Source organism: Duganella sp. Dugasp78 (genome assembly GCF_059491455.1).
The window spans coordinates 2,978,753-2,993,921 of the sequence record NZ_CP168506.1 but is presented as its reverse complement, the minus strand read 5'-3'; the positions used below and the strand labels follow the sequence as shown (position 1 = coordinate 2,993,921).

Here is a 15,169-nt window from a genome sequence, read left to right as displayed (position 1 = left end):
CCCGCCGTCATGATTTCAACAGCCCCTCGATCGCGTCCAGCAGCACCGGCTCCTGGAATGGTTTGCCGAAGTAGGCGTTCACGCCCAGTTGCAGCGCGTAGTTGCGGTGCTTGTCGGCGCTGCGGGAGGTGATCATGATGATGGGGATATCCCTGGTGCGCTCGTCGCCGCGCACGTTGCGGGTCAGGTCGAAACCATCCATGCGCGGCATCTCGATATCGACCAGCATCAGGTCCGGCGTGGCGCCTTGCAGCTGCTCCAGCGCGTCGACGCCGTCCTTGGCCAGCACCACGTTGTAGCCTTCGCGCTCCAGCAGGCGCTGGGTCACGCGTCGCACCGTCATCGAATCGTCCACCACCATGATGGAACGGCCAAGCGGGCGCGGTGCAGGGCTGTCACCGGCGGCTTGCGCATAGTGCTGCCTCATCTCGGGATGATGCGCCAGGTGCTGCGCCAGCGCCACCGGATTCAGGATCAGGACGATGTCTCCCGAACCGAGCACCGTCGCACCGGCGATGCCCGCCATGCGCGCCAGCTGCGGGCCGATGTTCTTGATGACGACCTCGCGATTACCCAGCACCTCATCGACGCGCACAGCCAGCCGCTCGTTACCGTTCTTGAGCATCATCACCGGTGCGGAACGCTGCGCCAGCGGTTGCGCCGCCGCGTCGCCCAGCAAGACGGGCAGGTAGTGCAGCGCGGCGTGCAGGCCATGCACCGGCACGTAGCCGTTGTGGTGCGCCTCGATCAGCGCGGCTTCCTTCATTTGCAGCACCTGTTCCACCAGGATGGACGGCAGCGCGTAGGTCTTGCCGCCGGCAACCAGCAGCACCACCTGCGTGACCGCCAGCGTCAATGGCAGGTGGATGGTGAAGCGCGTGCCCTTGCCGCGCTCCGAGAAGGTGTCGACGCGGCCGCCCAGCGCCTGCGCTTCGGACTGCACGATGTCCATGCCGACGCCGCGGCCGGACAGCTCGGTCAACGATTCGGCGGTGGAGAAGCCGGGTTCGAAAATCAGGTCGGCGATCTGGGCGTCGGTGACCTCTTCATCTTCGTGCAGCAGGCCGTTGCTGATTGCCTTGGCGCGGATGCGTTCCAGATCGAGGCCGGCGCCATCGTCGGTGAATTCAATGACGACTTCATTGCCCTGCTGCGTCACCTGCACCAGCAGTTCGCCGGTTTCGCTCTTGCCGGCTTCGCCGCGGGCGGCACGGCTTTCCACGCCGTGGGCGATGGCGTTGCGCAGCAGATGCTCGAATGGCGCGACCATGCGCTCCAACACGCTGCGGTCGACCTCCACCGCGCCGCCGCGAATATCCAGGTTGACACGCTTGTCGACTTCCTTGGCACTCTGGCGGGCGACACGGAACAGGCGCTCGGAGATGCTGGCGAATGGCACCATGCGCACCCGCATCAGGTCACGTTGCAGGTCGCGCGTGAGGCGCGCTTGCAGTACCAGATCGTCGCCGGCGTTGTCGACGCTGCGGGTCAGGCTCTCGTGGAAGGAGGCGACGTCGTTGACGCTTTCCGCCATCATGCGGGTCAGCTCCTGCAGGCGCGTGAAGCGGTCGAATTCGAGCGGGTCGAATTCGCGTTCGCTGGAAATCGACATGCGCGAGGCGATCTGCGATTCGGCCTGCATCTCGACTTCGCGCAGCTGGCGGCGCAGGCGGGTGAGGTTTTCGGAGAAGTCGAACAACGAGGCGCGCAGCGTTTCGACCTCGTTCTCCAGCTTGGAGCGGGAGATCGATACTTCACCGGCCTGGTTCACCAGACGGTCAAGGATGTCGGCTCGCACGCGGACCAGCGGTGACTTGACGCTCGATTGCGGCTCGTCGGCTGGCGCATGTGCGGCTGGCGCGACTGGGCTGTCGATGGTGCCCGTGGTGACGCTGGTGGAGCCGTCGATGTTGGCTTCCCCTGCCTCCATGCTGGCGACATCGACCGCAAGGTCGGCGGCAAGGTCGCCGGCGCTGGCGGCTTGCTGCAGGGCGTCCGGGTGCTGGAGCTGTTCGAACAGCAGTAGCGCGTGGTCGTAGTGGGCCAGCAGTTCGTCGAACGCTTGCGGCGTGGCGGAACCGGCGTGCACCATGTTTTCAATGTGCGTTTCGATTTCGTGGGCGTGCTGGCCGAGGCGCATCGCACCGGCCATGCGCGCGCTGCCCTTTACGGTGTGCAGGAGGCGCAGCAGGCTTTGGGCGTGCGCGGTGTCGGCGGGGCTGTGCTGCCAGGCGCGCAATGCCTCGCCTACTTGCGGCAGCAGGTCCGCGCCCTCCTCCAGGAAGACCGGCAGCAGGTCGGCGTCCAGTTCGTCGTTGAAGATGGCTGGCGCGGCGGTCAGGATTTCAGGTTCGGCCGGTGGCAGTTCGAGGATCTCGGCTTCGAGCTCCGGCTCCGGCTCTGGCGTCGGTTCGACGGCATGGACGAGCTGCGGCTCCGGTTCTGGCGCGGAGACAGGCGGCTCGGGCTCGGGCTCGGGCTCGGGCTCCGGTTCCGGTTCCGGTTCCGGCTCCGGTTCTGGCTCTGGCTCTGGCTCTGGCTCTGGCTCTGGCTCTGGCTCTGGCTCGGGCTCCAGCGCGGCCACCGGCGGCGCAGGTTCAGGCTCCTGGACCTGCGGCTCGGCTATCTTGAGCGGCGGCTCGGCGAAGGCGTCGTCAAACGCGGCGTTGAACAGATCGTCGATGCTGTCGTCTGTCCGCGCCTCGGCTTTTTTCGGCGCTTCCGCCACCGCTGGGGCATCTGATTCCAGCACGCTTCCGCTGATCGCCTCATACGTCTCGCGGAACAGCCTGTCCATCATCGACTCCGCCGGCGCTGGCGCCGCAGTCGTGATGTCGTGCATCGTCTCCGCGACCAGGTCATCCAGGCGCGCCTCGATGGCGTTGCTGGCCGCAGGTGGAGTAGCTTCCAGCTCTGCGCGCAAGTCGTGCAGCGCGGTGACCAGCTCCGGCTGTGCGGACGGCATATCGCCCGCAGCAAAACTTTGCAGCATCTGGCGTATGCGCTCTATCGTAAAGTCCAGCAGATCATGCTGCACCTGGTCCAGATGCGGCGCGGGCGGCAGCAGCGCCTGGAGCGTGGACTCCAGCGCCAGCGCCAGCTCACGCAAGGCCTTGAAGCCCACCGTGCCCGAAGTGCCGGCCAGTGTGTGCGACGCCTGCAGCGCCTCCGCATTGACAGGCCGGCGCGGCTCGTGACGCCACTCGCCAAAGTCCTGCGTCAGCAGCCGAACCAATTCGTCCGTCTCGTGCAGATAGATGTTGTACAGCGGCAGAGGGATTTCCAGCTCGCCGATATGCTTGACGTTGTCGTCGCGCGGCACGGCTGGCGTGATGGTCGGGAATTCGATCACATTGCCGGTAGCGACAAACGCAGGTGGCGCGGTCGGCTCCACCACCGGCGGTACATCGGCCACCGGCGCTTCCTCGATTACGGCAACCGCAGGCGCCGGCGACGGATCGATCGCGAAATCGGCGCCATCCTGCACGCGCACGGCCGCAGCGACCAGCGCATCCGCATTGCGCGCCGAAACGCCGGAGGCCACCAACTCGGCCACCCAGGCGCCCATCTGCCGAGCCGCCTCGTTGAGCAGGTCGAACAAGGCATCCGTGGCGGGCCGCGCCTCCGCCAGCCACACATTCATCACCCGCTCGATGCCATGCGCCGCATCGGCAAACTGGTTCAGGCCCACCATCCGTCCGCTGCCCTTCAGCGTATGGAAGGAACGCCGCAGCATGGTCAGGTTCTCCTCGCTGCCCGACTCCGCGCGCGGCTTGGCCAGCGTCGCATCGACGAACTTCAGCACATCCTGCGCCTCGGAGATGAATATATCGAGCAGCTCGGCCTCGACCGCCGCGTCGCTGCTGGCCGGCGCCGGCGCTTGCACCGGCATGGCCACAGGCGCCGGTGCCGGTACCTGCTCGTCCAGCACCGGAATCGACTCCGATGCCGCCATCTTCTTGAACGGCACCGAACGGAACGTGCCATGCTCCGCGTCGAACGCAAAGCGCTCGCGCGCGCCGGCCGCGTTCTGCGCCAGCATATCGACAAAGAAGCCCAGCGCACCGACGTTCTGCGCGATATCGTCCAGCGCCTTCGGCTCCAGCGACGGATCGCCCTCGCCTGCCGCCAGCCCATGCACGGCCGCCTTGACATGCTGCGCCGCCCGCGTCGCGCCTTCCTGGTCGAGGATCGCCAGCGCACCCTGCAACTGGTGCAGCACCGGGTCCAGCTCCACCAGCGACGGCCGTTTCGAAGGATCGATGTAATACTCGTCGAGCACCTTCTCCACCTGCCGCAGGCCGGTCTTCATTTCCATCGCCAGCGCGACGACGGTGTCGTCCTGCTGCATCTGCTGCGCCAGGCCGCTCTGCCATTGCGCGGGCTCCGGCGGCGTATCGCCGGCCACCAGCGCCAGCAGGCGCGCGCCTATCGTGTCGGCGTGCGCGGCGAAATCGTCGGGCAGGTGGCGGATCTGCTCCAGCCCATGTTCGGCGAACAGCAGCGCGGTGGCCATCTCCAGCGCCAGCTCCTCGCTGCGACCGGCGGAGATGGCGGTGTGCGCCACATCGGCCAGCTGCCGCAGCAGCACGCTCAACGCCGGCATCTCCAGCTGATCGCAAGCCTCGGCCACCTCGCCCAGCGCGCTGCCGAAAGCCGCATCCAGCGCCGGATCGATTTCCGCTCCGGCCAGCCGGTCCCAGTTGGCCTTCGCTTTCGCCATGCCGGCCTTGGCGCGCTCCAGCGCGTCGAGGTCGATCTGGCCGTAGCGGCGGCGTTCGTAGTCGGCCGGCACCAGGCCGTCGAGCGCAAACACGCGGCGCAGGCGCTGCGCGGTTTCGGAGGCCGACGCGGGGCCTGCGGCGGCGATGAAGAACAAGGCATCGCGCAGCATCGCGTCCGGCTGCGCCGCAGTGCCCTGGCTCAGGCGGCGTATCTGCAAATTGATCATGCCGAACAGCTGCTTGACGTACAAGCCGCCCGCCAGCTCGCCATTGGCCACCATTTCGGCAAAGGCCTGCATCGCCAGCCAGAAGGTGCGCGCCTTGGCATCCTGCTGCACGGCGGCGACCAGCCTCACGGCCTCCAGCAACGCGGCGGCGTGCTCCTGCTGCTGCGCCGGGTCGGTGCTCTTCAGATAAGGCAGCAGCGATTTCTCGAAGCGCTGACGGTAGGCCGTGTAATCGGCCGCAGGGACCTCGTCGGCCGCCGACAGCTCGGCGCTGCGCGACAGGTCGGGATAGAACAGGTCCGCCGGGTGGATGCGCTCAGCGCCAAGCATCTCCTGCACCGCGCGATAGTAGGGGAACAGCCTGGCCGGCTGCGACGGCGCGCCTTCCAGCAGCTCCTGCAAATACTCGACCAACGCCTGATACAACTCCGCCAGCGTCTGCGCATGGTCGGTGCTGCATTTGAGCGTGCCGGCCTTGAAGCGGTCCAGCGCCTCCTCCGCCACCTGCGTCATCAGGCCGACGCCGTCCACGTCCACCATCATCAGCGCGCCGTGCGCCTGGTGCAGATGCGACTTGGCGTGCTGCAGCTGGGTCGCCTGATCTTCCGGCGCCCGGCCGCCCGCTTCGAACAGGGCGGTCTTCGAGCGTGCCAGCGACTCGCGGATTTCCACCATTACCCACGACAAGGGGCCGGTATCGAACTGCGGTTGCTGTGGATTCGGAAAATCAGTTGTGGTCATGCTTGCCTCGGCCTTTCAATGATGGGCGGTTCAGGACGCGATACGGAATCGCGCCACCGAGTTTTTCAATTCCTGCGCCAGCACTGACAGCTTATGAATCGATTGTGCGGTTTGTTGGGTGCCGTCCTGCGTCTGCTCGGTCACCGTCAAAATGTGTTGGATGTTCTGCGCCACGCCGGTCGCCGAGGTGGCCTGCTGGCCGGTCGCCATCGAGATGCCGGAGATCAGCTCGGCCAGGCGGTTCGACACCTGCGAGATGTCGTTCAGCGCCGCGCCGGCCGCGTCGGACAGGCGCGCCCCTTCGACCACACCCTGCGTCGACTTCTCCATTGCCGCCACGGCGTCGTGGGTGTCGGTCTGAATGGTGCGCACCAGCGCGCCGATCTGCTTGGCCGCTTCGGCCGAGCGTTCCGCCAGGCGCTGCACCTCTTCCGCCACCACCGAGAAGCCGCGCCCCGCCTCGCCGGCCGATGCGGCCTGGATCGCCGCGTTCAGTGCCAGCACGTTGGTCTGTTCGGTAATGTCGGAAATCAGTTCGGTGATCTCGCCGATCTCCTGCGACGATTCGCCCAGGCGCTTGATGCGCTTGGAGGTATCCTGGATCTGCTCGCGGATCTCGTGCATGCCCTTGATGGCGTTTTCCACCGCCGTCGCGCCCTGCTGCGCCGCCGCCACCGACTGCCGCGCCACGTCGGCCGATTCGCTGGCGGAGCGCGAGACGTCGGTAATTTCGTTCGCCATCTTCACCACCGTGGCCGACGCATCCTGGATCTCGCGCGACTGCTGCTGCGATGCCAGCAGCAGGTCGCTGGAGATGCTCTGCGCGTGGGTGGAGGCCTTGGTCACCTGCTCGGCGGTGGCGGTCACGCGGCCCACCAGGCCGCGCAGCTCCTCGACCGTGTAGTTGACCGAGTCGGCGATGGCGCCGGTGATGTCCTCGGACACCGTGGCCTGCACCGTCAAGTCGCCGTCCGCCACTTCCTGCAGCTCGTTCATCAGGCGCAGAATCGCCGCCTGGTTCTGGTCGTTCATGGCCTTGGCTTCTTCCTCCTTGCGCTGCGATTGCTGGCGCATGGTTTCCGCTTCCTGGCGGCGGCGGTCGGCGCCGCGGGTGCGGTTGTACGAATCGACCAGCAGCACGCGGCCGATGGCCGCCGCCGAGAGCAGCGTCAACATGCCGCCGGCCACCATCAGCCAGAAGGTCATGCCGAGCGAATCCTGGTCCTGACGATAGGCCTGCTGCAAGACCGACAGGCGCTGGCGCAGCGCTTCGTTGTCGGTGAAGATCAGCTGCTCCGCGCCCTTGGCAGCGCTGAATTTATCCAGCTTGTCGAGAATGCCGGTAACCAGCTTCTGGTATTCCTCGAATTCGGTCTTCAGGACCATGAACTTCTCGCGCAGGTCCGGCTCGCGCACGGCGGCCAATCCCAGCGGTGCGCTGCCGTTGAGGAAGCCGTCGACGGTATTGCGGAACACGGTGGTATCGCGCCCCAGCTGGAACGCGCTCTCCGACTTGATGCCGCCACCGACCAGGAATTCGCCGGCGCTGCGGCTCATGCGCTGGGTCAGCATGGTCAGCTTGCCGAGTGCAGCGATCTCGCGCGCCGAACCGCCGCGCTGCACCTTGAGCGCGGAGATCTCCTCGGTGTGGTTCAGCAGGCCGGGCGACATGGCGTTGAGCTTTTGCAGCGTCTTTTCGACATCGCTCAGGTCCGCCTTCAGCAGAAGGATGGTGTTGGCCGCCTTGTCCGTCTGGTTCCACTGCTTGCGCGCTGCCGCGACGACCGGCGCCAGCGACGAAATCGGCTCGCCGATCTCGCGGCCCTGATAGCGGCCGCCGCGCGTCATCAGCACAAAGTCGTTGTTCAGTTCATTGCGGCTTTCCTCCAGCTGGCGGAAGCCCTCTACGCTGCCCTGCACCGCGTTCGGCGTGGCCTTGCCGATGCGCTGCGAGTGCATCAGCGCATCGCTGGCGACCTGGGTCTGGGTCGAGCGGTTGGCGCTGTGGATGGTGTTCAGGGCGACAAACAAGGCGCTCAACAGCAGGCTGACCGCCAGCGCCGTCGACAGGATGCTCAACTGGCGCTGCGCCGGCAGGTGGCCGATCAGCGGCAGCTTGAAGCCGGCGCCCGCTTCGGCCGCGACGACCGGCGCGGCGCCACGCCTGCCCAGCGCATCGCGCAGGCGCAGCGGGGCGGCGCTATCGCCGCTATCGGCCTGGCTGGTGTCAGCGGCCGGCGGCTCCGCTACGGCGGCGGTGTGCAAGAACTGCGAATCGCCCGCTTCGCCGAATTCTGAATTCGCTGCCAAGTCCTGGCCGGCATTCCGGTTGCCACGCGATAAAAACCCCATCTTGAAAGCCATTACACCCTCTCCGGATTAGTTGCGACCTACACCAGTATGCCGCCCTTACAAACCAACTTGCAGAAAACGCGATTCGCGCACCAGCTGCGCCAGGTCGATGCGGGTCCATTGCTGGCCCTCGCCGTCGGTGAAATGCTGGCCGCTCCAAGCAGGTCCGCCATCGGCCGGCGCTTCCACGGCCTGCATGTCGGCCAGCTTGCGCAGGCCCAGCACGCGCTCGGCCAGCAGCGCGCAATTGAAGCCCAGTGCGGGGGCGAATGTGATCAAACGGCTGTCGGCGGCGGCGGTGTCGCCGGCGGCCTGGCCCTGGTAGCGCGCCAGGTCGATCACGCCGGTCAGGTTGCCCCGTATATTGGCCAGGCCGTGATACCACTCCTGCGTCAGCGGCACCGGCGTGACCGGCTGCAGCGGCACGATCTCGCTAATCTGCGTCAGATCAAGCAGGCAAAGACGGCCACCTATCAGCACGCCGAGTTCGCGGCCGCCGACTGCGGCGCCGGATTTGGCGGCCTGCATGCGCTCGAGCAGCTGTACCTGGTACTGGCGCAGGCGGCTGCGGCGTTCCGGGCCGGCCGGTGTGGATGGGGTATCGGACGTCTGGCTGCTCATCGTTTAGCCGAGGGCGGCGATTTTGGCCAGCAGCTCGGCCGCGTCGACCGGCTTGACCAGGTAGTCGCGCGCGCCCTGGCGCAGGCCCCAGATACGGTCGGTCTCCTGGTTCTTGCTGGAGCAGATAATCACCGGCACGTCCTGCAGCTCGGGATCGCGGGCGATCGCGCGCGTCACCTGGAAGCCGTTCGCGCCGGGCATGACCACGTCCATCAGGATCAGCTGCGGTTTGTCGGCCTTGATCCTGACCAGCGCCTCCTCGCCGTTTTCTGCGGTGGAGACGGAAAAACCGTTCTTGACCAGGATGTCGGTCAGGTAGTAGCGCTCCGTGGGCGAATCGTCGACGATCAGAATTCTTTGTATTGCCATGGTATTCCCCTGAAGCTTATTTATTCTTGTGTGGAGACGGCGCCGCCGGTGTGCTCGCGCACCGCGGCCAGCAGGCTGTCTTTGGTAAAAGGTTTGGTGAGGTAGGCGGCCGAGCCGACCATGGCACCGCGCGCGCGGTCGAACAGGCCGTCCTTGGAGGACAGCATCAGCACTGGCGTGGCGTGGAATTTGGCGCTCTTCTTGATCAGCGCGCAGGTCTGGTAGCCGTCGAGGCGCGGCATCAGGATGTCGCAGAAGACCAGCGCCGGATGATGGTCGTTGATCTTGGCCAGCGCGTCGAATCCATCCTCGGCCAGCACCACCTGGTAGCCAGCCTGGGTCAGGAAGATCTCGGCCGAACGACGTATCGTGCTGCTATCGTCGATCACCATGATTTTCAGGGCATTAGCGTGCGGCGTGGTCGTCGTCATAGTCGGTTCGCTGGTATGGTGGCTACACCATAGCATAGGCGGGAGGCGACTGGCGCGATACTAGTAAAGAGCCAGCCCTCCGACGCAGGGTATCAGATGGCTACCATCTCGAAATCGTCCTTGCGGGCGCCGCATTCCGGGCAGCTCCAGTTCATCGGCACGTCGGCCCAGCGGGTGCCGGCGGCGATGCCTTCGTCCGGCAAGCCGGCCTGCTCGTCATAGATCCAGCCACAGATCAGGCACATCCAGGTCTGGAACTCCTGCGTTGTTTCATTGCTACTCACGTTCTGCCACCCTTCAATCAAGTAAAATGCTGAATTAGGTATCTTAATCTACCCGCCGTGCAAAACCAAACTTCTCCTCTCATATTAAGCTTCGGCGCCGCCGATCCGGTTGGCGCGATCGGTGTCCAGGCCGACCTGGCAGCATTTTCCGCCCTCTCCTGCACCGGCCTGGCGGTGACCACCGCGTTGCTGATCGGCGACAGTGCCCGCGTCGAAGACGCGCAGGACATCGATCCCGACTGGGTGTCCGACCAGGCCCGCGTGGTCCTGGAGGACATGACGATGGCCGCCTTCAAGGTCGGCGCGCTGACCAACGTCGAACAGGTGGCCGCCATCGCCGAGATCCTGTCCGACTATCCCGATGCGCCGCTGATCCTCGACCCGTTCAGCTCCCGCCTGCCCGATCCGGCCGACGCCGACGAAGTCGAGGAACTGCTGACGGCCTTGCGCCAGCTGCTGGTGCCGCAGGCCACGCTGCTGATGCTGTCGCAGGTGGAGCTGGGCCGGCTGGCCGAAACCTGGCGCGAAGGCGCCGAGGACACCATGGAATCGGATGTCGAGCACCTGCTGGCCCTGGGCTGCGAGTTCGTGCTCGTCACCGGCACCCAGGCCGGCACGCCGCAGGGGGAAGCGGCCGCGCCGAACACGCTGGCCAACACCCTGTTCGGCACCGACGGCGTGATCAGCCACGACGCCTGGCAGCATATGCCCGGCCCCTTCCTGGGCGCCGGCGGCACGCTGTCGGCGGCGATCACCGCCTTCATGGCGCGCGGCAGCGACGTGCCGGAAGCGGTGAAGGCGGCCCAGGAATACACCATCGGCGCGCTGGCGCATGCGCAGCGCTACGGCATGGGCAAGTTCATACCCAACCGTTTTTTCCACATGCAGCGGGCTTTACCAACTTGATATTGAAGATGCCATCATGACCACGACTTCCAAAAACGACCAGCTATTCGAACGCGCCCAGAAAACCACGCCCGGCGGCGTCAACTCGCCGGTGCGCGCCTTCCGCTCGGTGGGTGGCACGCCGCGCTTCATCACCCGCGCCGAAGGCCCGTACTTCTGGGACGCGGACGACAAGCGCTACATCGACTACATCGGTTCCTGGGGCCCGGCCATCGTCGGCCACGCGCATCCGGTGGTGGTGAAGGCGGTGCAGGAAGCGGCCGCGCGCGGACTGTCGTTCGGCGCGCCGACCGAGGGCGAGATCCTGATGGCCGAAGAAATCTGCCGCCTGGTGCCGTCGATCGAACAAGTGCGCCTGGTCTCGTCGGGCACCGAGGCGACCATGAGCGCGCTGCGCCTGGCGCGCGGCGCCACGGGCCGCGACAAGATCATCAAGTTCGAAGGCTGCTACCACGGCCACGCGGATTCGCTGCTGGTCAAGGCGGGCAGCGGCCTGCTCACCTTCGGCAATCCGACGTCGGCCGGCGTGCCGGAGGACTTCGTCAAGCACACGCTGGTGCTGGACTATAACAACGTGCAGCAGCTGGAAGAGGCCTTCGCCTCGTTCGGCGACGAAATCGCCTGCGTGATCGTCGAGCCGGTGGCCGGCAATATGAACCTGATCAAGGCCAGCGAGGCGTTCTTGAAATCCATGCGCGCGCTGTGCACCAAGCACGGCGCGGTGCTGATCTTCGACGAGGTGATGTGCGGCTTCCGCGTGGCGCTGGGCGGCGCGCAGCAGCTGTACGGCATCAAGCCGGACCTGACGGCGCTGGGCAAGGTGATCGGCGGCGGCCTGCCGGTGGCGGCCTTCGGCGGCAGCGCTGAGCTGATGAGCAAGATGGCGCCGCTGGGCGCCGTGTACCAGGCCGGCACCTTGTCGGGCAATCCGGTGGCGGTGGCGGCGGGCATGACGACCCTGAAGATCATCCAGGAGCCGGGCTTCTACGAGAAATTGAGCGCGACCGCCGCGCGGCTTGCGGCCGGTTTGACCAAGGCGGCCAGGGATGCGGGCATCGTGTTCTGCGCCGACTCGGTGGGCGGCATGTTCGGCTTGTACTTCAGCGAGACGCCGCCGAACAACTACGCCGAGATGATGGCCGGCGACCGCGCGCGCTTTAATGTGTTCTTCCACGCGATGCTGGACGAAGGCGTGTACTTCGCGCCGGCCGCGTTCGAGGCGGGCTTCGTCTCGGCGCAGCACAGCGACGCGGTGATCGACGAGACCATCGCCGCCGCCGCCCGCGTGTTCAAAAAACTCGCGGCTTAACAGTCGTTCCCGCGAAAGCGGGAACCCATGCTGAGCACGCAGTGCATGGACTCCCGCCTGCGCGGGAGTGACGAATCAGGTTTCGTCTTCCTCGTCCTCTTCGGACAGCTGGATCACGCCGGTGTTGAAGTTGTATTCGAACAGGTCGCCGTAGCGGCCCCACTCGATGGCCACGCGCAGTGCGCGTTCCGCCTCTTCTTCGCTGAGCGTGAAGCGCAGCAGCTTGAGGAACAGATCCTCCGGCAGGTCGCCCGACTTGTCCTGTTCCAGCCCGTGGCAGATGTAGGCGATCAGCGGCACATGCTCCAGCAGCTGCTTGCCGAAGATCTCCTGGCGGTCGGTGTTGTTGGCCGCCGCGTACCTGCCGCCCAAATCGGTCAGCAGGATGTCGCCGTTGGTCAGGTAGGCAAAGCCCAGCAGGATCAAGCCGTTCAATACTTCCAGCAGCTCGGCGTCGGTCAGCTCCGTTTCTTCGGCCAGCTGCGGCAGGTCGGCGCGGCCGGAGAACGGTTCTTCGGACAGCAGCTCCACGATACCTTCCATGTGCGCGATATCGGCCTGCGGCAGACGGTCGCCCAACTGCAGCTTGACCTCCTTCTCGCTGATCAAGCCGCGGCGGCCGGCGCCGGCGGTCATCAGCTCATACACCTTGTCGATCAGCTGGCGCACTTCCGGCCCTTCGGCCTTGCGCGGCTGCGGCAGCGAGATCGGCAACTCGGCGCGCACGCGGCCAGGATCGCTGGCGAAGATCAGCACGCGGTCGGCCATCATCACCGCTTCCTCGATGTTGTGCGACACCACCAGGATGGCCTTGGTCGGGATCTGGCCGGACTGCCACAACTCCAGGATCTCTTCGCGCAGGCGCTCGCCGGTCAGCACGTCCAGCGCGGAAAACGCCTCGTCCATCAGCAGCACTTCGGGCTCCATCACCAGCGCGCGGGCGATGCCGACGCGCTGGCGCATGCCGCCCGACAGCTCGCGCGGCAGCGCGCCCTCGAAGCCGGACAGGCCGATCAGCTCAATCACCTTTTCGGCGCGGCGCGCCCGTTCCTCGGCCGGCATGCCTTGCGCCTCCAGCCCCAGCTCGACGTTCTTCTGCACCGTCAGCCACGGGAACAGCGCGAACGACTGGAACACCATGCGGATACCGCGCGCCGTGCCGTACAGCGGCATGCCGCGATACAGCACCTGGCCCTCGTCGGCCTGGATCAGCCCCGCCATGATGCGCAGCATGGTCGATTTGCCGGAACCCGATTGGCCCAGCAGCGCGACGATCTCGCCTTCATGCAGCGTGAAGTCCACGCCTTCCAGCACCGCGCGCGCGGAGCCGTCGGCGCCGCGGAAATGCTTGCCGACCGATTTCAATTCGACGATAGGAGTACTCATAATTCGATCTCAATACTAGAAATGCAGCCGGCTCTCGGCCATGGTGTACAGGCGGCGCCAAACGAAGTGGTTGAAGCCCATGACGAAGATGCACATGACGCCTATGCCCAGCGCGATGCGCGGGAAGTCGCCGGCGGTGGTCATCTCCTGGATGTAGCTGCCGATGCCGTGCGCCTTCAGCGTGGTCGGGCCCCAGCTGACGTATTCTGCCACGATACTGGCGTTCCACGAGCCGCCGGTGGCGGTGATGGCGCCGGTGACGAAGCTGGGGAAGATCGCCGGCAGCAGGTAGCGCCGCCATTTGAGCCAGCCGGTCAGGCCGAAGTTCTTGGCGGCGTGACGCAGCTCGGTCGGAATGGTGGAGGCGCCGGCGATCACGTTGAACAGCAAATACCATTGCGTCCCGAGGATCATCAGCGGCGACAGCCAGATGTCCGGGTTCAGGTGGAAGCGCACGATCAGCACCACCGCCACCGGGAACACCAGGTTGGTCGGGAAGGCCGCCAGGAACTGCGCCACCGCCTGCGTGCGCGAGGCCCAGCGCGGGTTCATGCCGATCCACACGCCGACCGGCACCCACACCAGCGCGGCCAGCGCCAGCAGCAGGATCACGCGCGTCAGCGTGTACAGGCCAAGCACGAACACATGGCCCACTTCGGCCCAGCCGACTTCCGTGCTGATGAAGTGGCCCAGGCTCCACAGGGCGTAGAACACCACGGCGGCGATCACCGCGTCCCACACGCGCTGCGGCACCAGCGACGGCTGGTCGCGGCGGGCGCGGATCGAGGTGCCGTCATGGCCCAGGCGGAACAGGGCGATGGAGCGCGACAGCAGGTTGCCGAACCATTCGACCACGGCCTGCGTGCGCTCGGTGCGGCGCAGCCAGGTGAGCAGCCACGATTGCTGGGCGGTGTCGCTGCCGGTTTCCTCGAAGCGGAACTTGTCGGCCCAGGCCAGCAAGGGACGGAAGAACATCTGGTCGTACATCAGCACCCCGACCAGCATGGCGCCGATGGCCCAGCCGATGGCGCCCATGTCGCTCTTGGCGATGGCCAGGGCGATATAGGAACCGATGCCGGGCAGCTTGATGTCCTGGCCGGAGACGGAAATCGCTTCCGACGCCACCACGAAGAACCAGCCGCCCGACATCGACATCATCATGTTCCACAACAGGCCGGGCATGGCGAACGGCAGCTCCAGGCGCCAGAAACGCTGCCAGCCCGATAGCTGGAACACGCTCGCCGCTTCCGACAATTCGGCCGGCACGGTGCGAAATCCCTGGTAGGCGGAGAACGCCATGTTCCAGGCCTGCGAGGTGAAGATGGCGAAGATCGCCGCGCACTCCACCCCCAGCAGGCTGCCGGGGAAGAAGGCGATGAAGGCGGTGACGGTGATCGACAGGAAGCCCAGGATGGGGATCGATTGCAGGATGTCGAGCATCGGCACCAGCACTTTTTCTGCCAGCTTGTATTTGGTGGTGAGGGCGGCGAACACGCAGCTGAACACCACCGACGCGCCCAGCGCGATGAACATGCGCAGCGTGGTGCGCAGCAGGTAGTAAGGCAGGTAGGTCGGGTCCAGCGACAACGGCAGCGTCTGGCCCACCTCGTATGGACGGACCATTTGCTGGCTGCCGTAGGCCAGCAGGACGAACAACGCCAACACGATGGGCAGCAATGCCCAGTCCCAGCGATTACCGCCAGCCTCAACCACCTGACGGGGGAAAAATTGCCGTTTTTTGTTCATTGTCTTGTGCTTTCTTCGGCCAGAATAACCGATGCGAGTGACCGGAGAGTGACACAGGCGGCCATTCTAAAGG

The 15,169-nt window shown here is 65.9% G+C and carries 10 protein-coding genes; 2 read left to right on the top strand and 8 right to left on the bottom strand.

What is annotated here, in order from left to right:
* Positions 1-7: 7 nt before the first annotated feature.
* The 6 genes from ACEN9O_RS13280 to ACEN9O_RS13255 form a co-directional block, all read right to left on the bottom strand.
* Positions 8-5,692: a hybrid sensor histidine kinase/response regulator gene (locus ACEN9O_RS13280; RefSeq protein WP_495617997.1), complete on the bottom strand. Its 5,685-nt coding sequence runs from the start codon at positions 5,690-5,692 to the stop codon at positions 8-10.
* A gap of 30 nt (positions 5,693-5,722) precedes the next feature.
* The gene (locus ACEN9O_RS13275) at positions 5,723-8,056 is read right to left on the bottom strand and encodes a methyl-accepting chemotaxis protein (RefSeq protein ID WP_495617996.1); all 2,334 of its coding nucleotides are present in this window, start codon (positions 8,054-8,056) and stop codon (positions 5,723-5,725) included.
* 45 nt (positions 8,057-8,101) lie between these two features.
* Entirely contained in the window at positions 8,102-8,665 is a 564-nt protein-coding gene (locus ACEN9O_RS13270; protein ID WP_495617995.1) for a chemotaxis protein CheW, read from the bottom strand.
* Positions 8,666-8,668: 3 nt separating this feature from the next.
* The gene (locus ACEN9O_RS13265) at positions 8,669-9,034 is read right to left on the bottom strand and encodes a response regulator (protein ID WP_495617994.1); all 366 of its coding nucleotides are present in this window, start codon (positions 9,032-9,034) and stop codon (positions 8,669-8,671) included.
* Between the two features lie 20 nt (positions 9,035-9,054).
* Complete coding sequence (locus ACEN9O_RS13260; protein ID WP_495617993.1) at positions 9,055-9,465, bottom strand: response regulator; 411 nt, start codon at positions 9,463-9,465, stop codon at positions 9,055-9,057.
* Between the two features lie 92 nt (positions 9,466-9,557).
* Positions 9,558-9,749 carry a rubredoxin gene (locus ACEN9O_RS13255; RefSeq protein ID WP_301546346.1) on the bottom strand — a complete coding sequence of 64 codons (192 nt, stop codon included), beginning with the start codon at positions 9,747-9,749 and terminating at the stop codon, positions 9,558-9,560.
* A 57-nt stretch (positions 9,750-9,806) separates the two neighbouring features.
* On the opposite strand from ACEN9O_RS13255, the gene thiD reads away from it, so the two are divergent.
* Positions 9,807-10,655, top strand: a complete 849-nt coding sequence (thiD, locus tag ACEN9O_RS13250) for a bifunctional hydroxymethylpyrimidine kinase/phosphomethylpyrimidine kinase (protein WP_495617992.1) — start codon at positions 9,807-9,809, stop codon at positions 10,653-10,655.
* A 16-nt stretch (positions 10,656-10,671) separates the two neighbouring features.
* The gene (gene hemL, locus ACEN9O_RS13245) at positions 10,672-11,964 is read left to right on the top strand and encodes a glutamate-1-semialdehyde 2,1-aminomutase (RefSeq protein WP_495617991.1); all 1,293 of its coding nucleotides are present in this window, start codon (positions 10,672-10,674) and stop codon (positions 11,962-11,964) included.
* A 75-nt stretch (positions 11,965-12,039) separates the two neighbouring features.
* On the opposite strand, the gene ACEN9O_RS13240 is transcribed toward hemL, so the two are convergent.
* Positions 12,040-13,350, bottom strand: coding sequence for an ABC transporter ATP-binding protein (locus ACEN9O_RS13240; protein WP_495617990.1), 1,311 nt, complete (start codon positions 13,348-13,350; stop codon positions 12,040-12,042).
* A 15-nt stretch (positions 13,351-13,365) separates the two neighbouring features.
* A complete protein-coding gene (locus ACEN9O_RS13235; protein WP_495617989.1) occupies positions 13,366-15,096 on the bottom strand; it encodes an ABC transporter permease in 1,731 nt (576 codons plus the stop codon).
* Positions 15,097-15,169 lie beyond the last annotated feature (73 nt).

What these genes read in the sequence shown, in the direction of transcription:
- ACEN9O_RS13280 (WP_495617997.1), bottom strand. Translation starts at nt 5,692, where the DNA reads ATGACCACAACTGATTTTCCGAATCCACAGCAACCGCAGTTCGATACC.
- ACEN9O_RS13275 (WP_495617996.1), bottom strand. Translation starts at nt 8,056, where the DNA reads ATGGCTTTCAAGATGGGGTTTTTATCGCGTGGCAACCGGAATGCCGGC.
- ACEN9O_RS13270 (WP_495617995.1), bottom strand. Translation starts at nt 8,665, where the DNA reads ATGAGCAGCCAGACGTCCGATACCCCATCCACACCGGCCGGCCCGGAA.
- ACEN9O_RS13265 (WP_495617994.1), bottom strand. Translation starts at nt 9,034, where the DNA reads ATGGCAATACAAAGAATTCTGATCGTCGACGATTCGCCCACGGAGCGC.
- ACEN9O_RS13260 (WP_495617993.1), bottom strand. Translation starts at nt 9,465, where the DNA reads ATGACGACGACCACGCCGCACGCTAATGCCCTGAAAATCATGGTGATC.
- hemL (WP_495617991.1), top strand. Translation starts at nt 10,672, where the DNA reads ATGACCACGACTTCCAAAAACGACCAGCTATTCGAACGCGCCCAGAAA.
- ACEN9O_RS13240 (WP_495617990.1), bottom strand. Translation starts at nt 13,350, where the DNA reads ATGAGTACTCCTATCGTCGAATTGAAATCGGTCGGCAAGCATTTCCGC.
- ACEN9O_RS13235 (WP_495617989.1), bottom strand. Translation starts at nt 15,096, where the DNA reads ATGAACAAAAAACGGCAATTTTTCCCCCGTCAGGTGGTTGAGGCTGGC.